18 protein-coding genes are annotated in these 18,644 nt (G+C 67.3%); 6 read left to right on the plus strand and 12 right to left on the minus strand.

The window, feature by feature from the left end:
* The 3 genes from E1263_RS28355 to E1263_RS28365 form a co-directional block, all read right to left on the minus strand.
* The coding region (locus E1263_RS28355) for a DUF6297 family protein (RefSeq protein ID WP_238161604.1) at positions 1 to 982 on the minus strand (982 nt) is incomplete at its 3' end.
* Entirely contained in the window at positions 979 to 1,620 is a 642-nt protein-coding gene (gene ccmA / locus E1263_RS28360) for a heme ABC exporter ATP-binding protein CcmA (RefSeq protein ID WP_132172805.1), read from the minus strand. The genes ccmA and E1263_RS28355, both read right to left, overlap by 4 nt.
* On the minus strand, positions 1,617 to 2,252 hold the full coding sequence (locus tag E1263_RS28365; RefSeq protein WP_132172807.1) for an O-methyltransferase: 636 nt from the start codon (positions 2,250 to 2,252) through the stop codon (positions 1,617 to 1,619). Before E1263_RS28365 ends, ccmA begins: the two co-directional genes overlap by 4 nt.
* A 94-nt stretch (positions 2,253 to 2,346) precedes the next feature.
* Between E1263_RS28365 and E1263_RS28370 the strand changes: the two genes are divergently transcribed.
* Complete coding sequence (locus tag E1263_RS28370; protein ID WP_132172809.1) at positions 2,347 to 3,327, plus strand: carbohydrate kinase family protein; 981 nt, start codon at positions 2,347 to 2,349, stop codon at positions 3,325 to 3,327.
* Here the strand turns inward: E1263_RS28370 and E1263_RS28375 are convergent.
* Positions 3,314 to 3,778 carry an ester cyclase gene (locus E1263_RS28375; RefSeq protein ID WP_202869087.1) on the minus strand — a complete coding sequence of 155 codons (465 nt, stop codon included), beginning with the start codon at positions 3,776 to 3,778 and terminating at the stop codon, positions 3,314 to 3,316. The two genes, E1263_RS28370 and E1263_RS28375, sit on opposite strands and share 14 nt — an antisense overlap.
* A gap of 81 nt (positions 3,779 to 3,859) precedes the next feature.
* Here E1263_RS28375 and E1263_RS28380 point away from each other — a divergent pair, with 81 nt between their 5' ends.
* A complete protein-coding gene (locus E1263_RS28380) occupies positions 3,860 to 4,453 on the plus strand; it encodes a TetR/AcrR family transcriptional regulator (RefSeq protein WP_132172811.1) in 594 nt (197 codons plus the stop codon).
* Here the strand turns inward: E1263_RS28380 and E1263_RS28385 are convergent.
* Entirely contained in the window at positions 4,450 to 6,972 is a 2,523-nt protein-coding gene (locus E1263_RS28385) for a polynucleotide kinase-phosphatase (protein WP_132172813.1), read from the minus strand. The two genes, E1263_RS28380 and E1263_RS28385, sit on opposite strands and share 4 nt — an antisense overlap.
* Positions 6,969 to 8,375 (minus strand): 3' terminal RNA ribose 2'-O-methyltransferase Hen1, encoded by a 1,407-nt coding sequence (locus E1263_RS28390; protein WP_132172815.1) that lies wholly within the window; start codon positions 8,373 to 8,375, stop codon positions 6,969 to 6,971. Before E1263_RS28390 ends, E1263_RS28385 begins: the two co-directional genes overlap by 4 nt.
* Positions 8,376 to 8,599: 224 nt before the next feature.
* Here E1263_RS28390 and E1263_RS28395 point away from each other — a divergent pair, with 224 nt between their 5' ends.
* A complete protein-coding gene (locus E1263_RS28395; RefSeq protein WP_132172817.1) occupies positions 8,600 to 8,914 on the plus strand; it encodes a hypothetical protein in 315 nt (104 codons plus the stop codon).
* A gap of 27 nt (positions 8,915 to 8,941) precedes the next feature.
* On the opposite strand, the gene folE is transcribed toward E1263_RS28395, so the two are convergent.
* A complete protein-coding gene (gene folE, locus E1263_RS28400; protein ID WP_202869088.1) occupies positions 8,942 to 9,556 on the minus strand; it encodes a GTP cyclohydrolase I FolE in 615 nt (204 codons plus the stop codon).
* A gap of 76 nt (positions 9,557 to 9,632) precedes the next feature.
* Between folE and E1263_RS28405 the strand changes: the two genes are divergently transcribed.
* Positions 9,633 to 10,277, plus strand: a complete 645-nt coding sequence (locus E1263_RS28405) for a helix-turn-helix transcriptional regulator (RefSeq protein WP_132172821.1) — start codon at positions 9,633 to 9,635, stop codon at positions 10,275 to 10,277.
* Entirely contained in the window at positions 10,270 to 10,758 is a 489-nt protein-coding gene (ybaK, locus tag E1263_RS28410) for a Cys-tRNA(Pro) deacylase (RefSeq protein WP_132172823.1), read from the plus strand. Before E1263_RS28405 ends, ybaK begins: the two co-directional genes overlap by 8 nt.
* Here the strand turns inward: ybaK and E1263_RS28415 are convergent.
* Genes E1263_RS28415 through E1263_RS28430 form a run of 4 tightly spaced genes read right to left on the minus strand, consistent with a single transcriptional unit; the run spans position 10,745 to position 15,357 of the window.
* Positions 10,745 to 12,580 carry a glycoside hydrolase family 32 protein gene (locus E1263_RS28415; protein ID WP_132172825.1) on the minus strand — a complete coding sequence of 612 codons (1,836 nt, stop codon included), beginning with the start codon at positions 12,578 to 12,580 and terminating at the stop codon, positions 10,745 to 10,747. The two genes, ybaK and E1263_RS28415, sit on opposite strands and share 14 nt — an antisense overlap.
* Complete coding sequence (locus E1263_RS28420) at positions 12,577 to 13,371, minus strand: ATP-binding cassette domain-containing protein (protein WP_132172827.1); 795 nt, start codon at positions 13,369 to 13,371, stop codon at positions 12,577 to 12,579. The genes E1263_RS28415 and E1263_RS28420 overlap by 4 nt, the downstream gene beginning before the upstream one ends.
* Positions 13,368 to 14,354: an ABC transporter permease gene (locus tag E1263_RS28425; protein ID WP_238161605.1), complete on the minus strand. Its 987-nt coding sequence runs from the start codon at positions 14,352 to 14,354 to the stop codon at positions 13,368 to 13,370. The genes E1263_RS28420 and E1263_RS28425 overlap by 4 nt, the downstream gene beginning before the upstream one ends.
* 1 nt (position 14,355) lies before the next feature.
* On the minus strand, positions 14,356 to 15,357 hold the full coding sequence (locus E1263_RS28430) for a substrate-binding domain-containing protein (protein ID WP_238161607.1): 1,002 nt from the start codon (positions 15,355 to 15,357) through the stop codon (positions 14,356 to 14,358).
* A gap of 150 nt (positions 15,358 to 15,507) precedes the next feature.
* Here E1263_RS28430 and E1263_RS28435 point away from each other — a divergent pair, with 150 nt between their 5' ends.
* Positions 15,508 to 16,515: a LacI family DNA-binding transcriptional regulator gene (locus tag E1263_RS28435; protein ID WP_132172829.1), complete on the plus strand. Its 1,008-nt coding sequence runs from the start codon at positions 15,508 to 15,510 to the stop codon at positions 16,513 to 16,515.
* On the opposite strand, the gene E1263_RS28440 is transcribed toward E1263_RS28435, so the two are convergent.
* Positions 16,505 to 18,580: a phosphocholine-specific phospholipase C gene (locus E1263_RS28440; protein WP_132172831.1), complete on the minus strand. Its 2,076-nt coding sequence runs from the start codon at positions 18,578 to 18,580 to the stop codon at positions 16,505 to 16,507. The two genes, E1263_RS28435 and E1263_RS28440, sit on opposite strands and share 11 nt — an antisense overlap.
* Between the last annotated feature and the right edge of the window lie 64 nt (positions 18,581 to 18,644).

An 18,644-nucleotide genomic window follows, 5' to 3' on the forward strand; every position in this document is an offset into this window, starting at 1 on the left:
CCCGTCGGCTCTTCGCCCGCCCCCGCAACCGCCAGTGCCGCCCAGACACCACATCGGCGAGCATGCTCGGATCCAGACTGCTAGCCGCCCCGGCCAGCCCGGCCAGCAGTTCCCCACCCGCAATCACGCTGGTCCGGCTAAGCCGCCCAAGCGTCCGCGCGGTGAGCACCGCGAGCACCAGTACGACGACCAGCGCCGCAACCCCGATCAAGAGCACCCGCAGGTCGTCCGATGTCACCGCCGGCGCCTGCTCCGCATACAAGGGAGGCGCAAATCGGCTGCCTTCGGGGACGTCGAGCCCGATGAAGACGTTTGCCGTCTGGAAGTTCACCGAAGGCCGGAAGCGCTGCACCGCCAGCCACACCGCGGGGACAACCGCCACCACCAACAGCAGATCGGCTACGCGCAGGGTCCACCAGGCACGCCGCTCCACCTGCTGTGCCCACACCGTCACGCACGCGGCACAGACCATCAGCGCCGTCGTCACGATCGACGACTCGGCCAGCGACGTGAACGGCGGGCCAAGCACCGCCCAGGCGACCGTCGACACCACTCCGCCGATCAGCGCCGTACCAACCATGGCCTTCCAGTACGTCGGCCTCAGCGTCGCGCTGCGGTTGACCGGCGTACCGAGCAACCAGAACCCGGTCGCCTGCGAAGCCGACACCGGACCGATACTCAGCAACAACCGCAAGGTGGTTGCCACCAGCAACGGGATGAGGATGTACGGGATCACCTGCCACAAGCGCATGCAGTGCAGCGAGTCGCAGGTGGCGATGTCGGCGTTCAGGTGCTTGACGACATTCCCGCCAGTGGCGCCGAGCATGGCGAGCGTGAAGATGACCAGGTAGACATCCTCGAACAGCTGTCCGAACGACCGGTCCGCGTGCTTGCGCCGCGTCTCCCGCATCCACTTCCGCAGCGCCCGCGGCGTCGGGATGGCGCCAAAGTCAGCGGGGTTGAAGGTGACCGGTTCGCTCATGGCAGCGGAGTGAGCGTGACGATGGAGTCCGCGACCGCCTCGACCAGGGACGGCTCGTGGCTGGCGAACAGGATCGCCGTACCGGACTTCTTCTCCTGGATCAGCCGCTCGGCCAACCACTTCACGCCGTCGACGTCCAGCCGGGCCTCGGGCTCGTCGAGGACCAGCAGCTTGCGCGGGCGCACCAGCGTGGTGGCCAGGGCGAGCCGGCGGCGCTGGCCCGACGACAGCGACCCCGGCAGCTGGTCGGCGGCCGCGAGGAGGCCGATGTCGTCGAGGAGGGTGTCGACCAGGTCCTCGGGAGTAGCGTTGCCGTGGGCACGGGCGAGCAGGTCGAGGTGCTCGGCCGCGGTCAGGTCGGGGAAGAAGTCGAGGTCGTCGAGCAGGGTGGCGACGTCGCGGCGGACGGCCTCGGCCCGTTCGTCGATCGGCGTCCCGTCGAGCAGAATCTCGCCTGCTGCCGGTTCGGCGCCGCCGACGATGCACTTGAGCACGGTGGTCTTGCCGGCGCCGTTCGGGCCGACGAGCGCGATCGCCTGGCCGGCTCGCAGGGTGAAGGTGAGCCCCTCGATGACCGGCCGGTCGCCGTACTTGTGCTGCAGATCCTTGATCGCCAGCCGCGGCGTCGCCTTGCTCACTTCTTGCGAACCAGGGTCAGTCCGTCGCCGATCCCGAGGATCGTGACGTCGACCCGGTCGTCGGCGGCGATGCGCGCGTTGAACTCCTTGCGGTCCTCCGGACCGTCCGCGTCGATCACCCGTCCGCCGGCAAGCGTGTTGTCGAACAGCAGGATGCCGTTCGGCCGGATCAGCGGCACCAGCTTCTCGAAGTAGTCGATGTACCCGGGCTTGTCGGCGTCGACGAAAGCCAGGTCGAACGAGCCGTCCAGCTCGGCCGCGAGCTCGTGCCCGTCGCCGATCCGCAGCTCGATCTTGCCGTCCACCCCGGCGCGCTCCCAGTACTTGCGGCCGATCGCGGTCCACTCGTCGGATGCGTCCAGGCAGATCAGCTGCCCGTCGTCCGGCAGACCGCGGGCGATCGCCAGCGCGGAGAAGCCGGTGAAGGTCCCGATCTCGACCGCGCGCTTGGCCGAGGTGAGCCGGGTCAGCGTGGTCAGCAGCCCCGCCTGGTCGGCGGTCGTGAGCATCTCGGAGTCGTCGCCGAGCTGCAGGGTCTCTGCAACCAGCTCGGAGGCGATCTCGTCCAGCGGGGTGCCGTGCGCCACCATGTAATCGTGCAGCTCGCCGGTCACCTGTACCTGTGAACCCATGTGATTCATGCCCTCCATGTATTAAGACGGTCGCCTGTAGTCTCTATGGGTTGTCCGAACGCCGCACAAGCACCCCACCCGAGGAGCACCCCGCATGCAGATCGCCGTCGCCGGATCGATCGCGACCGACATCCTGATGACCTTCCCGGGACGGTTCAAGGACCAGTTCCTCGAGGAGCAGATGCACAAGGTCTCCTTGTCGTTCCTGGTCGACGAGCTGGTCGTGCACCGCGGTGGCGTGGCCGCGAACATCTGCTACGGCATGGCCCAGCTCGGGCGGCCGTCGCTGCTCGTCGGCTCGGTCGGTTCGGACTTCGCCGAGTACGGCGCGGCGCTGACCGAGGCCGGCGTGGACGTCTCCCACGTGCGTATCTGCGACAACGTCCACACCGCCCGATTCACCTGTACGACGGACCTCGACGCGAACCAGATCGCCTCGTTCTACACCGGCGCGATGGCCGAGTCGCGCGAGCTCGACCTGGGTGCGATCCATGCGGCCACCGGCGGTATCGACCTGGTGCTGATCGGCGCCGACGACCCCGCGGGCATGCTCAAGCACACCGAACTGGCCCGCCAGCACGGGATCGCGATTGCCGCGGACCCGTCGCAGCAGCTGGCTCGGATGGACGGCGACGCCATCCGCAGCCTGATCGACGGCGCGGCATACCTGTTCAGCAACGAGTACGAAGCCGGCCTGATGGTGCAGAAGACCGGCTGGAGCCACGACGAGATCCTCGCCAAGGTGGGCGTCCGCGTCACCACGCACGGCGGCGACGGCGTCATCATCGAGAACGCCGACGGCATCATCACCAAGGTCCCGGCCGTCCCCGCGCCGGGTCTGGTCGACCCGACCGGCGGCGGCGACGCCTTCCGCGCCGGCTACCTGACCGGCCGCGCGAACGGCCTCGAGCACGAGGTCTCGGCCCAGATCGGCTGCACCCTGGCCACCACCGTCCTGGAGACGGTCGGCACCCAGGAGTACACGCTGGACCGCGCCAAGTTCCTCGAGCGCATGTCCAACGCCTACGGCGCCGACGCGGCCGACACCGCCGCCGCGGCCCTCAACCTCGGCTGACATTCAGCCGCTCCAGCACGCCGGTCTGCGCGAGCAGGGCGAATCGGTCCGGGCACCCCCAGTGCTCGACGATTCGCCCGTCGACCACCCGCGCCATCTCGAACAACGCCATGTCGATCGGCGCATTGCTTGGCGGACCGAAGAACGCGCCGGTCGCCGTCCCCCGCGCCCGGCCGCGCGCCCACACCACGTCGCCGACGACGACAGCGTCCTCCACCGTGTAGACGAGATCCGGCATCATCGCGTGCACCTGCCGGATCGCCGCCTTCACGTTCGCCCGCGCCTCCTCCCCTGCCCCGGCGAGCCCGAACTGGTGCTCCACCATGTCCGGCGCACACACCTCGTCCACGATCGCGTCGTTCCCGGTCGCGAACCCTTCGTGCAGGATCCGCTCGAGCACCGCCAGCGGCCCCATCGCCGTACCGCTCGGCATTGTCTTGTACGCAGCCATGTCTCCCCCTCAGAGTTTCGATGCACTCATCATGCACTCGTTGCAGTATCACTGCACTGAACACAGTGATAGTGTGCCGACATGGCCGCAGCTGTCAAGTCCTATCGCCAGGTGCAGGCGGAGGAGACCCGGATCCGGATCGCCCAGTCCGCCCGCCGGCTGTTCGCTGCGCAGGGCTACGGCGCGACCAGCATCGAGGCGATTGCGAAGGACGCCGGCGTGGCCACCCGGACCATCTATTCAGCCTTCGGGACCAAGCGAGAGATCCTGTCGCTGATCTGCGACCTCTGGCTGGCCGAGGCCGGAGCGATGGAACGCGCCCAGCAGGTCTTCGCGATCGAGGACCCCAGCGAGCGCCTCCGCGGCGCCGCCGGCTGGCTCACCAACCTGTACGCCGCGGGATTCGACGTCGTACTGATCTTCGAAGCCGCCACCGACGAGAGCCCCGAAACCAAAGCCCTTCTGCGCGCGAAACTTGCCGGCCGCAACCAAGTCATGGACGCGATCATCGAGTCCCTACAGCCAGAACTCAGCGTCCCGCTCAAGCAGGCCCAAGCCGTCTACCGGGCGCTCGCTGCGCCCGGTGTCTATCAAGAACTGGTGGACGAATCCGGCTGGGCCCCCGCCGAATTCGAGATCTTCGTCGCCGACTCCCTCATCCGCCAAGTGCTCTAGAGCCGCGGGTCGACTGGCTCGGACTCGAGGGCCAGTACGGCGAACACGCACTCGTGGATTCGCCAGAGGGGCTCACCGCGGGCAGCGCGTTCTAGGGACTCCAGCCCCAGCGCATACTCACGGAGTGCGAGTGAGCGCTTGTGACCGAGGTTGCGGTCGCGCAGCCGCTCGAAGTTGGCGGGCTCGGTGTAGTCGGGGCCGTAGATCAGCCGCAGGTATTCCGGGCCACGCACCTTGAGCCCCGGCTGGGCGAGCCCCTTGCCGGTCCGAACGAGGTTAAGAGCCGGCTTCACGACCATGCCCTCACCGCCCGCACCGGTCAGCTCCTCCCACCAGGCCACACCCTCATCCCAACCATCGGGCCCGACAAACAGCCGACGGGTCGGCGTGATCACATCAGGGCCTGCGGCAACCATCCGGTCCGCGATCCCCAGGTGCCAAGCATGCGGTCGATTCTGGTACGTCGCTCCCTCCGAAGCCAGCACCTGGAACGGGGCCAGCCGAACGCCGTCGAGACCGTTCGTGGGCCAGCAGTACCGCCGATACGCCTCAGTGAAGCGCCCGGCGTTGACCGCGCGCTGCTCCATCGTGGCCAGCAGCTCGCCGACATCCAGCCCGGCGGCCACGGCTGACGACAGGGCCGCCGTTGCGGCAGGCAACGACGTACGGGCAGCTGCGCCGACTGCGGCGTACTGGTTGCGCAGCAGGTCTTCGGCCTTTGCGCTCCACGGCAGGAGCTCGGCATCGAACAGCAGCCAGGATGTGTCGAGCTCCTCGAACAGGCCGGCCTCCACAGCGACTGCACGGAGCCGCGAGAGCAACTCATCGGTCAGCGCAGGATCGAAGAACGAGCGTCCGGTCCGCGTGTGAATCGCGCCGCGACCGGCCAGACCGAAGCGCTTCAGGGCAACATCGTCGTCCCGCGTCAGCAGCACGACCGCCCGCGAACCCATGTGCTTCTCCTCGCACACCAGATCAGTGACGCCCACGCCCTGGTAGGTCTCGAAGGCCTGCAGCGGGTGCTCCAGCAGCCCCGGCAGCTTGGAGGTGGCAACCGGGCTCATCGTCGGCGGCAGGTAGAGCAGGAACCGTGGGTCGATCGCAAACCGGCTCATCACCTCCAACGCCGCCCCGGCCTGCTCGGCGCGAACACTCAACCGCCCGTGCGACGACGTCTCGATCACGCGCCGCCCGGTGACATCGGTCAGCTCCAGTACGTCGGGCTCGCGCTCCGGGGCCGATGCCACATGCAACGGTTTCGCCGGGGCGTAGTACTCCTTGGCCGCCTTGACCTGGACCAGCTCGCGCTCCGGATACCGCAGCGCAGTCAGCGATCCGCCGAAGACCGCGCCGGTGTCCAGACAGATCGTGTTGTTGATCCACTCCGGCTCCGGCGTCGGCGTGTGCCCGTAGACGACCATCGCGCGACCGCGGTACTCGTTCGCCCACGGGTAGCGCACCGGCAGGCCGAATTCATCGGTCTCGCCGGTCGTTTCGCCGTACAGGCAGAAGGAACGGACGCGACCCGAGGCGCGGCCGTGCATGCGCTCGACCAGACCGGCGTGCGACACGACCAGCTTGCCCTCGTCGAAGACGTAGTGCGAGATCAGCCCATCGATGAACGTCGCGACCTCGGCCCGGAACTCGGGCGTCTCGTCCTCAAGCTGCGCCAGCGTGGTCTCAAGACCGTGGCTGACCTTCACGTTCTTACCCTGCAGGGATCGCAGCAGCTTGTCCTCGTGGTTGCCCGGCACGCAGTAAGCGTTGCCCGCAGCAACCATTCCCATCACGAGCCGCAGCACGCCCGGGCTGTCCGGACCGCGGTCGACCAGGTCGCCGACGAAGATCGCACGCCGCGACGGGTGCGCCGCATCCACCAGCCGGCCCGCCGCGTCCCGCGTCAGCGTGTAACCGAGATTGGTCAGCAGCTGCTCAAGCTCCGGGAGACACCCGTGGATGTCGCCGACGATGTCGAAGGGACCAGAGACATCGGTGAGGTCGTTGAAGAGCCTAGTCCGTTCGATGCTCACGGCATCGATCTCCTCGACACTGCTCAGCACGTGAACCTTGCGGAAGCCCTCACGTTTCAGCGAACGCAGCCCGCGCTTCAGCTGCCCGAGCTGCCGCGTCACCACCTTCGATCCGAACTGCCGATCCGCCCGCTGCTCGTTGCGCTCGACCGCAACCCGCTCCGGCGGATCAAGCACGATCGCCACCGGCAGTACGTCGTACTCGCGGGCCAGCGCAACAAGCTCACGCCGAGCCTCCGGCTGCACGTTGGTCGCGTCGATGACCGTCAGCCGCCCGGCCGCAAGCCGCTTCGCCGCGATGAAGTGCAGGACCTCGAACGCGTCCTTCGTGGCTGCCTGGTCGTTCTCGTCATCCGACACGAGACCCCGGCAGAAGTCGCTCGAGATCACCTCGGTCGCCTTGAAGTGCTTCCGTGCGAAGGTCGATTTCCCCGACCCGCTGACGCCGACCAGGATCACCAGAGACAGCGCTGGTACGTCGATCTTCATGCCGCCACCTCCATCCGGCGGAAGAGCGCGAGCTGCGTCGGCGGACCAACCTCGGGGTCCTCGGGGCCGACCGGCCGATACTCGACCGCGTATCCATAGCGATCGGCAACACCCGAGGCCCAGGTCTGGAACTCGGCGCGCGTCCACTCGAACCGGTGATCCGGGTGCCGGAACTTGCCCGCGGCCAGGGACTCGAAGCGCACGTTGTACTCACTGTTCGGGGTCGTCACGACAACGGCAGCCGGTCGGGCCGCCCGGAAGACGGAGTGCGAAAGCGCCGGCAGCCGCGGCGGGTCGACGTGCTCGATGACCTCCATCAGTACGGCGGCATCCAGCCCGGCCAGGCGCTCATCGGCGTACGTCACCGACGACTGCAGGAACTTGAGCCGATCCCGCTGCCGATCCGGCAGATCGTCGTAGTGCAGCCGCCGTTTCGCCGAGATCAGCGCCCGCGCGGACACGTCGGTGCCGATCAGTTCGCCGATCATCGGGTCCTTCAGCAGCTCCCCGACCAGCGCGCCCTCACCACACCCGACGTCGACGATCCGCCGCGCCCCGAGCTCCCGCAGTACGGCGGCAACCGTCGTACGGCGCTCTACTGCCAGCGAGACCGGTCCTTCCGACTCAGGCGCCTCGTCGGCCACCTCGATGCCGTCCGCCTCGGCCAGCCGCTCAAGCGCATCATCCGACAAGTAGCGGCGGTGTGCGAGGTAGCGGTGCGAGATCAGGTCCTTCTCGGGGTGCGCGCCGAGCCAGCCAGAGCCGGCCCGGACGAGCTTGTCGACCTCGTCGGAACCGACCCAGTAGTGCTTCGCGTCATCCAGCACCGGGAGCATGACGTACAAGTGATTGAGTGCATCGGCCAGCCGTACGACGCCGGTCAGCCGCAGGTCGACGTACCGGGAGTCACCCCAGGTCGGGACCTCGGGGTCGAGCGGGACCGGGCGCGCGTCGACAGCCCAACCGAGCGGGGCGAACATGCGCTCGGCCAGCTCGGTACCGCCGCGGCACGGCAGCGCCGGGACGTGGATCTCCAGCGGGATCGCGGCGGCGGCGAGCTCGGGGCGCGCATCACAGCGGCCGATCATCGCTGTCCGGAAGAACTTGCTGAGCGCGACCGCGAGCAGGCTGGAGGCGGCGTACGGGCGGTCGTTCACGTACTGGCCGAGGGTGAAACCCTCCGAGGATTTACCGCGACCGGCACGCACGAGCGCGATCGGGTCGATCTCGAGCAGGACCGCCGCCGTGCAGCGCTCGGTAGTTGCTTCGGGGTAGAAGACATGGGCTGTCCCACCGGTGATATCGGTCCGCTGCGGTCGTCCGGGGTTCTTGTGCAACAGGAACCCGAAATCACTCGCGGGAAGGTCGAATCCGGTCAGGTCGGTGGTCAGCGTCAGGAACACCGGCCCATTCGATCATGCGTTCCGTTCAAACCCCTTGTGCTTTAACGATCGGAGCTTGAGACACGCGTAGTCATGCCTGGCGTGTCGGGGGTTTTGGTTCTAGCTTGTTGTGCAGAACAGAGTCGCTACAGATCGTTCTTCCCCGCTGACACTCAGTTTCTGTCCCCGGTTTGTGGCGAGTGCCCAACCGCGCCCACTCTGGGCCCGCAACGGGGAAAGGACCAATGAAACCCCAGACCTTCGAACTCCTGCGCTACACCGACATCAGCGGCATCTCCGGCACCGGCATCGTCGCTGAAGGCTGTGTCTTCACCGACGGCTCGGTGGCGCTGCGCTGGCACGGTGCCAACCCATCCACGGCCGTCTGGCCGGACCTGGACTCGATCCTCGCCGTCCACGGCCACTGCGGCGCCACCGTCGTGCGCTGGCTGGACGTCTCCGAGATGGAGACCGTCCCGGGCACCGACCTGCTGCCCGGCGAGGTCGCGCACATCCTCGCCACCGGCAGGCTCACCCACAAGGCGGCCGCTTCCGCCTGATCGCACGACCTTCGGCTGGCCGCCGGACTACGGGGTGAGGCCGGTCAGCGCGAAGAACTCCTGCCGCGAGCTCGGCTTGTCGCGGAGGATGCCGTGCAGCGAGGACGTGACGGTCCGCGAACCGATCGCCCGCACACCGCGTAGCGACATGCACTGATGCTCGGCCTCGATCACCACACCGACGCCCTTCGGCGCGAGGTGATCCTGCAGCCAGTCGGCGACCTGCTTGGTCAGCCGCTCCTGAACCTGGAAGTCCCGCGCGAACAGCTCAACCACCCGAGCCAGCTTCGACAGCCCCAGAATCCGGTCGCCGGGCAGATACCCGACATGCGCGACGCCCTGGAACGGCAGCATGTGGTGCTCACACAGCGACTGGACCGGGATGTCCTTGGCCAGCACCAGTTCGTCGTACCCCTCGTCGTTCGGGAAGGTCGTCAGCGAGAACTCCCGCGGCGTCAGCATCTCCTCGTAGGCGTGCGCGACGCGGCGCGGGGTGTCGGCCAGATGCACGCTGTCCGGATCCCGGCCCAGCGCCCGCAGCAGGTCCGCGACCGCGCGCTCGGCGGCCGGCAGATCGATGCGTTCGCGGCCCGCGACGATCCGCAGCGGCGCAACTGGTTCCAGATCGGCGGAGATCGCCATCGCACTCACTCCCTGAATGGTCAACGAGCGGACATCATACTGTTAAGCCAACAGAAGTTGTCGATAGAATCATCTCGTGGACAACCGCTGGAAAGCCGTCGCCGCACTCGAGGAGCCCACCCGGCGGCGCCTCTACGAGTACGTCGTCGCCCAGCCCGGCCCGGTCAGCCGCGACGACGCAGCCACCGCCCTCGGCATCCCGCGCACCACCGCGGCCTTCCACCTCGACCGCCTCACCGACGAGGGCCTACTCGCCTTCTGCTTCGAGCGCCGTACCGGCCGCACCGGCCCCGGCGCCGGCCGCCCCGCCAAGCTCTACCACCGCTCCGACACCGAGATCGAGATCAGCCTCCCCGAGCGCCAGTACGCCGTCGCCGGCCAACTGCTCGCGGCCGCCATCGAAGAGGCCGAGTCCACCGAGAGCTCTCCGCGAGCCGCCCTGGACCGCCTCTCCCGCACCTACGGCGAGACTCTCGGCCGCGCCGACGTGCCCCTGATCGATCTCCTCCAGCAGCACGGCTTCGAACCCCACCCCGACGGCGACGACATAGCCCTCGCCAACTGCCCCTTCCGCCGCCTGGCCACCGACCACGGCCAACTCATCTGCCACATGAACCTCAACCTCCTAGCCGGCCTCGCCGTAGGCACCGCCTTCGAAGCCCAACTGGCCCCACAGCCCGGGCACTGCTGTGTCCGTCTCGTAGGCTCAGCACGTGGCTAAGAGCAAGCAGGCGGCGGGGACGCCGGCGACCGTGGCGCTGACCAAGGCGAAGATTGCGTTCACGACGCATGCGTACGACCACGACCCGGCGGCGAAGTCGTACGGGCTTGAGGCGGCTGAGGCGCTCGGGCTGGAGCCTGGGCAGGTGTTCAAGACGCTGCTGGTCGAGGTCGACGGGAAGCTGACGGTGGGCGTTGTGCCGGTGGACAGGCAGCTTGATCTGAAGGCGATCGCGGCCGCGGCCGGTGGGAAGAAGGCCGTGATGGCCGACCCGGCCGCCGCCGAGCGCACCACCGGGTACGTCGTCGGTGGGATCAGCCCGATCGGCCAGAAGCGGCCATTGCCGACGGTCGTCGACAGTACGGCGGCCGACCACGCGACTGTCTATGTGTCGGGTGGCCGGCGAGGGCTGGACATCGGTCTTGCTCCCGCCGACCTGATCACGATCACGAACGCCCGTACGGCGGCTATCGCACGCTGACGTTCTGGACCAGCGCGGTCCCGTTGTAGACGTTCATCCCGAACTGGCCCGACTTGTGTTCGGTGTCGACGGCGTCGATGACTTGCTTGCCGTCCAGCGACACCTTGATGTTCGAACCGGCGGTCTGCACGGTGAAGTGGTAGTTCCGACCGCGCTCGACCTGCAGGGGCACGGTCGCGATGTCCCGACCCGGTCGCCACAGCTTCACGACATTGGCCGACGCGTCGACGTTCACCGTGTAGTGCTGCGAAGCGTCCTTGGTCGCCCGGAAGGTCAGCGCGGCCGCGACACCGTCGACCAGCCGCACGTCGCCATCCAGGGTGAAGTCCGCACCGCTCGCCGTACTGAGGTAGAAGGCGTCGCCGGGCGACTTGCCTTGTTTGCCGTCGGCAACGTCTGCCCACTGACCACGAGCGGCATACCAGGGGCCGTTCAGGTTGGTGTGCAGCGTCGCCTCGCCGAGCGGCCGCCAGATCGAGGCGAGCTCGTGGATCGTCAGCGAGTCGAGCCGGAGCCGGCCCTCGGTGAAGAGTTCGAGACCGTCGCCACCAGGCAGGCCGTCAAAGTTGACGTTGTAGCTCTGGTAGACCTCGCCGTCGTTGCCGAAGACATCGAGTTGGCCACGATCAACGAGCAGCCGCACGCGAACTTTGCCACCGCTCGGCTTCAACGCAACCCCGTTCAGCTGCTGCGCGCGGGCGTCGTACGCGATCTCGCGGTCGAACCATCCCCCAGACCCGGTGTGCAACCGGAACCCGAAGCGCTGAACATCCCGTACGTCGACCACCACCTCGAGCTCGTAGGTGTTGACCCGCACCCCGGACAGCAGTTCGCGGGCAGCCTTCGAATCCAGGCTCAGGTTCTTCCAGGTCCGCGTATTCTCCCGCAACGTGTCGATCTCCGGGACCGGAGCACTGACCACACGGATGCCATCAGCGGTCCGCCGCAGCTTCAGGTCGACCGCGAACGAGGCGTTACCGGTCCAGATCGAGCCCGAGTTCTCGCCCTGCCAGGCCATCGACACAACGCGATCGCCCTTGAGGTTCGAGAAGTTCAGCGCCGCGTAATACCCGGCTCCGGCGTGCGTAGCGGTCTGGTTGATCTTCTGCGGCGCAGTCCAGTCGCTGTGGAACGCCGTACCGTCCCAGGAGCCAACGTAGTACTCACCACTACCGGCATGCAGAACCCAGTGATAGCTGCCGTCCAGCGGCATCCGGATCATGTTCGGGCACTCGAACAACCAGCCGGCCGTGAACCGTGAGGCGAACGACCACCGCAGCAAGTCATGCGAGGTGAAGAAGTCCACTCCGTTGCCCCCGGCATCGGACCAGACGACCATCCCCCACTTCTGCGACACCGGATCCCAGAACACCTTGGGATCACGACTGTCACCAGCCGGTACGACGACCTTCCGGCCACCGTCGTACGTCTGGAAGGTGTTTCCGCCGTCCAGACTGTAGAAAACCGTCACCCCGCGAGTCCCGGAGTACACGAGGATCGGGTCGTGGTCGCCGTTCTTCAACCCACTGACGTTGCCGCAGTCAACGACTCCACCACCCGACCACAGATCACCCGGATGGATCGACGGGTCAAGCGCGATCGGCCGCTGCTGCCAATGCACGAGGTCCGTGCTCGTCGCGTGGCCCCAATGCATCGTGTCCCAGTGCAGAGCATTCGGGGCATGCTGGAAGTAGAGGTGATACACGCCGCGGTAGTACAGCGGCGCGTTCGGATCGTTCATCCAACCGCTGCGAGGGCTGAAGTGAAACTGCCCGCGGTTGTCTTCTTGGTAGTTCGTACCGGCGTAAGGAAATGAATTCATGAGTCCACCAGGTTGGGCGGGGCGTCTGGGTCGCCGGGACGCAAGGCCCCGGTCATGAGAGAGACCACCTGGCTCATCGACGCGTCCGCCGGACGTACGACGGCAGTGCGGCGGCCGAGCCGGTGGACGTGGATACGGTCGGCGATCTCGAACACCTGCGGCATGTCGTGACTGATCAGCACCACCGGCAGTCCGCGGTCGCGGATCCGCCGGATCAGGTCGAGCACCTGGCCGGACTCCTTCACCCCGAGCGCGGCGGTCGGCTCGTCCATGATCACGATCTTGCTGCCGAACATCGCCGCCCGGGCGACGGCGACAGCCTGGCGCTGGCCACCGGACAGCGTCTCGACCAGCTGGCCGATGTGCTGCACGGTTTCGATGCCCAGGGCATCCAGTTGGTCCTGGGCCTGCGACCGCATCGCGTTGCGGTCGAGCAACCGGAACACACTGCCCAACGGCCCGGTACGGCGTACTTCGCGGCCGAGGAACAGGTTCGTGGCGATGTCCATCGCGGGGGCGAGGGCCAGCGTCTGATGAACGGTCTCGATTCCGGCGTGCCGGGCATCGAGCGGCGAGTGGAAATGTGTCTCCACCCCGTCCAGCAGAACCGTGCCTTCGTCCGGGATCAGAGCTCCGGACAGAGCCTTGATCAGGCTGGACTTGCCGGCACCGTTGTCGCCAACCACGGCCAGCACCTCACCGGCGTCCAGGTCGAAGTCGGCACCGTCGATCGCGGTCACCTGGCCGTAGCGCTTCACCAGCCCACGGGCCTGCAGAGCGGGTGTCGTCATCGGGACCTCCTCCGAACGACCTGGTCGAAGGCGACGGCGGCGATCACGAGAACGCCGGTCGCGACATCCTGGTACAGGCTGTCGATCCCCGCCTGGGTCAGACCACTGCGGAGGACCGCGACGATCAGCGCACCAACCACCGTGCCCATCACACTGCCCCGGCCACCGAACAGGCTGGTGCCACCAATGACGACGGCGGTGATGCTGTCCAGGTTGCCGGTCTGGAAGGCGTTCGGGTCCGCGTTCGGGATCCTGCCGAGCGCCTGCCAAGCGGCGAAGGCATAGATCACGCCGGCCACCAGGTAGACGCTGAAACGGGTCCGGCCGACCCGGATACCAGTCAGCCGGGCCGCCTCGGGATCGTTGCCCAGGGCATACACATGACGGCCCCAAGCGGTCCGGGTGAGCGCGTACCAGGTGACCGCGAACATCACCACGGCGAGCGTCATACCGTGGGTCACTTTGATTTGGCCGAAGAGATAACCGCCCTGGCCGAGAATGCCGAGCAGGTTGTCGGTGACCGGGTACGAGTTGCCCTCGGAGTACAGGCGGCCGGCCGCGAGGATGACCGTCAGCATGCCGAGCGTGACGATGAACGGTGGCAGGTTGAGCATCGTGACCAGCCCACCGGAGATCGCGCCGAGGGCCGCACAGACGAGGAAACCGGCGATCAGCGCGACCACCGAGTTGCTGCCGTTGATCACCAGCCGCGCCAGCACCATCGTGCCCAGCACCATGATCGCCGCGTTCGCGAGGTCGATGCCGCCGGTCAGCACGATCAGCGTCTGGCCCAGCGCGAGCGTCGCCACCACGAGCGACTGCTGCACCACCAGCGAAAGATTGTCGACGGTCAGGAAGGTCGAAGTCGTCGCCGAGAACACGATCATCGCCAGAATCAGCGCAGCAAGCGGTCCCAGCGCGGGGTTGTGCAGAAGCGCTTCGGTCGATCGGTTCCGGAGCGACGGGGTTGCTGTTTCGCTCACCTCAGCCCCAGCAGTTCTCGGCGCCCCAGGCGGTGTCCTTGCTGTCCAGCCCTGGGAGCGGCTTGTCGGTGATCAGCTGGGCGCCGGTGTCCTGGAAGCCGGTCGGCTTCGTGCCGTCCTTGGCGAAGGCGACGACTGCGTCAACGCCTTGCTCGGCCATCTTCTTCGGGAACTGCATGACCGTGGCCAGGTACTTACCGGCCTTCACGTCGGCGACACCCTGACAACCGCCGTCGATCGAGCCGACCGCCACCTTGCTGGTCAGGCCCTTCGCGGCCAACGCGGCTACGGCGCCACGAGCAGCGGGCTCGTTCAGCGTGTAGACCGCGTTGACCGTCGCGTCGCGCTGGAGCAGGTTCTCCATCGCGGCCTGGGCCTTGTTCTGGTCGCCGTTGGTCGGGGCGGCCCCGATGATCGCCGGGTCACCGTCCTTCAGACCCATCCCCTGCAAGAAGCCCTTGTGACGCTGCTCGTCGACCGTCCCACCCGGCGTACCGTCCATCATCAGCAGCTTCGGCGGGGTCGACCCGAGCGTTGCCTTGATGTACTTGCCTTCCAGCTCCCCCGCGGTCGTGTTGTTGGTCGCGTACGTCGCGTCGACCGCATCCTTGGGGTCGGTCTCGGTGTCGAGGGCGATCACCAGAACGCCCTTTTCCTTGGCCTGTTTGAGCGCCCCGAGGATGCCGGTGGAGTTGCTCGGCGTGATCAGGATGCCCTTGACGCCCTGCTGGACCAGGTTCTCGATCGCGGCGACCTGGCCCTCGTTGTCGCCGTCGAACTTGCCGGCCACTGCGATCACCTCGGCCCCCGACGTACCGGCGTGCGCCTTGGCGGACTCGCGCAGCTTGACGAAGTACGGGTTGGTGTCGGTCTTGGTGACGAGGCCGATCTTGACCGGACCGCTGCTCGCACCACCGCCGCCGCTCCCGGACTTGGTCTGCGTACACGCTGCGGTGGCCAGCACGGCCACGGTCAGCAGGACGACGGGGACGGTTTTTCTCACGGGTCTGCCCTCCGGAGCAAATGTGTCAGCCCGCGCCACCAGGACCCGGGCGCGGGGGTCTGACACCGGAAGGTAGACCAGGGCGAACACTGGTTTCCTGCTTTGCGCAAAGACTTGCGCAAAGCACTCTGGGCAACGACCATACGACGAATGGTCACCATGACCGAGGTCGCTCGTGCTGCCGGAGTGTCGGTCAGCACGGTTTCGCACGTGGTCAACGGCACCCGGCTGGTGGCCACCGCGACGCGGGAGCGAGTCCAGCACGCGATGGACATGCTCGGCTATCAGCACCAGCCGACCGCGCGCTCGCTGTCGGCCGGCACCAACCGGACGATCGGCCTGGCGATCACGGTGGCCACCAATCCGTACTGGGTGGAGCTCATCCAGGGCATCGACCGCGAGGCCACCCGGGCCGGACTGAACCTGATCATCGTCGACACCCGCGACGACGCCCGGCACGAGTCGGTGGCCGTCGCGAATTTACTTGCCCACCGCATCGAAGGTCTGATCACCGCCCCGGCCGACGGCTGGCGCGAGCTGACACTGCCGATGCTGCGCGACCATGCGCTGCCCTACGTCCTGGTGGACCGGATCACGCCCGATCTGCGGGTCGACCAGGTCGGCGTCGAGAACGAGGCGGCCACGATCGCGATCATCGACCACCTGATCTCGCTCGGGCACACCCGGATCGGCATGCTGAGCGGCATTCCCGGTCTGTCGACCAGCACCGAGCGGGTGCACGGCTACCACGCGGCTCACCAGCGGGCCGGTCTGCCGGTCGACCCAGAGCTGATCCTGGTCGGGTCGTCGACCACCGACGGCGGCCGGAAGGCCACCTGGGAGTTGCTCCAGTTCGACGACCGGCCGACCGCATTGTTTGCCGCGAACAACAGTATGGCCATCGGCGCCTTGGCCGCGCTCAGTGCCGCCGGGGTGAAAGTCCCTGCAGACATGGCGTTAACGGCCTTCGATGACTTCCCCTGGGCCGACCTGTTCAGCCCAGGCCTGACCACCGTGGCCCAACCGTCCGCGGCAATCGGTGCCCGGGCTGTCCAGCTGCTACTGCGCCGGATGAACGATCCGGACGCGCCTCCGCAGACCGTTCGGTTGCCTGCGGAGATCATGCATCGTCAGTCCTGCGGTTGCGTCAGCCGGTAACTCCGGCGTGGCCGGTCTCCAGGTGCCCACTCAATCGGCGCCGGTACGACGAATCCTCGACGACCGTGACCTCGACGTCGTACCAGCCGTGGTCGGTCGGCCAGTCCACCTCGCTGGTCTGCTTGCCGCGGAGTGTGACGGTCGCGGACTTGCTGCCGTAGCCACGTGCCTTCAGCTTGAGCGTGAGCGGTTTGCGGGAAGTGTTGACCAGCGCGAGCTCGAGGCCGCTCCCCCGCTGGCAGATCCGCACGTCCAGCCCGGCCGCAACACCATCCGTCGACCCGGCCAACTCGACCCAGAACCGATTCGGACCCTGTACGGCGACCTCGTACGGACCGGCGACGGCGATCGCCTCGGTGTGGTCGCGGCGAACGTCGACATGCGCCGGTGCGGGCAACTCACCGCCGTACGGGTAGATGGCGAAGTGTGCCGCCTCACTCCCTTCGTTGCTGAAGGCCACCTTCAGCTTGCCGTCAGCAATGAAGCCTGAAACCGTAGGCCGGTAAGGCAATGGACGCGCCGGCCGACGACCGTTCTCCTGCTGCGGGATTGCCTGGTCGACGGGCGGCGTCGGCTTCCAGCGCGCAATGGGCGCCGGGATCGGGCCGGGCGCGTCGACGGACGGCTGCCGGTAGGACCGCTCGAAGTCGAAGGCCGAGGTGAGGTCGCCACAGGCGGATCGCCGCCACTTGCTGATGTTCGGTTCCTGGACGCCGGTCCAGCGCTCCAGGAAGCGGATCACCGACGTGTGGTCGAAGACCTGCGAGTTCACGTGGCCGCCGACCGTCCACGGCGAGATGACGGTCATCGGGACGCGCGGGCCGAGGCCGATCGGCTGGCCGTTGTACCAGTCGTCGTTGTTACCCGAGGCCGGGCGCGGCGCCACCGGCGGCGGGACGTGGTCGAAGTAGCCGTCGTTCTCGTCGAAGTTGATGAACAGCGCCGTCTTCGACCAGGTCTCCGGGTCAGAGGCGATCGCGTCCAGCAGTTCGTAGACGAGATTCGCGCTGGCGACCGGTGTCGACGTACTGGGGTGTTCGGAGTCGACCGCGGACGGCACCAGCCAGCTGACCTTGGGCAGCTTGCCCGCCTTGATGTCGGCCTTGACCCGGGTGACCAGCGACTCCGGCTCCGAGCGGTACATCGCCTTGTGGAACAGCTTCTGGTCAGCCTTCGGCTGCTTGGCAACGGCCGCCGCGAGTTGCTTCAGCGCTTCGGCCTGCTGCTCCGGCGTCTTCTCGAAAAGCTTGTCGTAGAACTCTTCGGTGGTGCGGTACCCGCCCGGCACCGAGGCGAGGATTCGGGTCCCGATGTCCTTGAAGGTCCGGAAGTACTCGACGGCGTTGTCGGTGAAGTTGTCCCACTCCTGGTAGATCTGCCAGGAGACGCCAGCCTTCTCGAGCCGCTCCGGGTACGCCGTCCAGTCGTAGCCCTTGTGGTTGTAGTCGTACGCCGCGTTCGTCACAGCGCGCTGCGTCGAACCGGGCTCGTTACCGACGGTGCCGGACCACAGATAGTTGCGGTTCGGGTTCGTCGAGCCGTTCACCGAGCAGTGGTAGGCGTCGCAGATCGTGAACGTCTCGGCGAGCTCGTACTGCAGCGGGATGTCACGACGGTCGTAGTGCGTCATCGTCGCGGCCGTTTTGGCCTGCACCCAGTTGTCGTTCCAACCGTTGCTCCAGGCCTGGGTGGCGTCGGTGAAGCCGTGCGCGAGGGCACCGAGATACTGAATGTCGTCCGGTTTGCGTCCGGCCGCGGCGGCGGCTACGCGCAGCGAGAACGGCAGCACCTCGCCACCTGCGGTCTTCGGCTGATGGAAGACACTCTGGCCGTTGCGCAGCCGCAGTGGCTGGCGGTCGCCGTACCCGCGGACTCCGCGGAGCGTGCCGTAGTAGTGGTCGAAAGAACGGTTCTCCTGCATCAGCACGATCACGTGCTCGATGGCCCGCAGTCCGCCCCGTCTGGCTGGTTGCGCCATGGCGGTGTGCAGCGACGGCGGGAGCAGCGACATCGCTGCCCCGCCGGCCGCTGAACCGAGAACAAGGCGCCGGGAGATCTCAGTCATGGTCCGGACCTTATGAGCGGCCGATGACCACCGCAAGACCCCCGGGTGAACTCCCTGCACTGCT

The organism is Kribbella antibiotica (assembly GCF_004349055.1).
Classification (GTDB): Bacteria; Actinomycetota; Actinomycetes; order Propionibacteriales; family Kribbellaceae; genus Kribbella; species Kribbella antibiotica.

What these genes read in the sequence shown, in the direction of transcription:
- E1263_RS28420 (WP_132172827.1), bottom strand. Translation starts at nt 13,371, where the DNA reads ATGACGACACCCGCTCTGCAGGCCCGTGGGCTGGTGAAGCGCTACGGC.
- E1263_RS28440 (WP_132172831.1), bottom strand. Translation starts at nt 18,580, where the DNA reads ATGACTGAGATCTCCCGGCGCCTTGTTCTCGGTTCAGCGGCCGGCGGG.
- E1263_RS28395 (WP_132172817.1), top strand. Translation starts at nt 8,600, where the DNA reads ATGAAACCCCAGACCTTCGAACTCCTGCGCTACACCGACATCAGCGGC.
- E1263_RS28370 (WP_132172809.1), top strand. Translation starts at nt 2,347, where the DNA reads ATGCAGATCGCCGTCGCCGGATCGATCGCGACCGACATCCTGATGACC.
- E1263_RS28435 (WP_132172829.1), top strand. Translation starts at nt 15,508, where the DNA reads ATGGTCACCATGACCGAGGTCGCTCGTGCTGCCGGAGTGTCGGTCAGC.
- E1263_RS28415 (WP_132172825.1), bottom strand. Translation starts at nt 12,580, where the DNA reads ATGAATTCATTTCCTTACGCCGGTACGAACTACCAAGAAGACAACCGC.
- folE (WP_202869088.1), bottom strand. Translation starts at nt 9,556, where the DNA reads ATGGCGATCTCCGCCGATCTGGAACCAGTTGCGCCGCTGCGGATCGTC.
- E1263_RS28365 (WP_132172807.1), bottom strand. Translation starts at nt 2,252, where the DNA reads ATGGGTTCACAGGTACAGGTGACCGGCGAGCTGCACGATTACATGGTG.
- E1263_RS28375 (WP_202869087.1), bottom strand. Translation starts at nt 3,778, where the DNA reads ATGGCTGCGTACAAGACAATGCCGAGCGGTACGGCGATGGGGCCGCTG.
- E1263_RS28380 (WP_132172811.1), top strand. Translation starts at nt 3,860, where the DNA reads ATGGCCGCAGCTGTCAAGTCCTATCGCCAGGTGCAGGCGGAGGAGACC.
- E1263_RS28385 (WP_132172813.1), bottom strand. Translation starts at nt 6,972, where the DNA reads ATGAAGATCGACGTACCAGCGCTGTCTCTGGTGATCCTGGTCGGCGTC.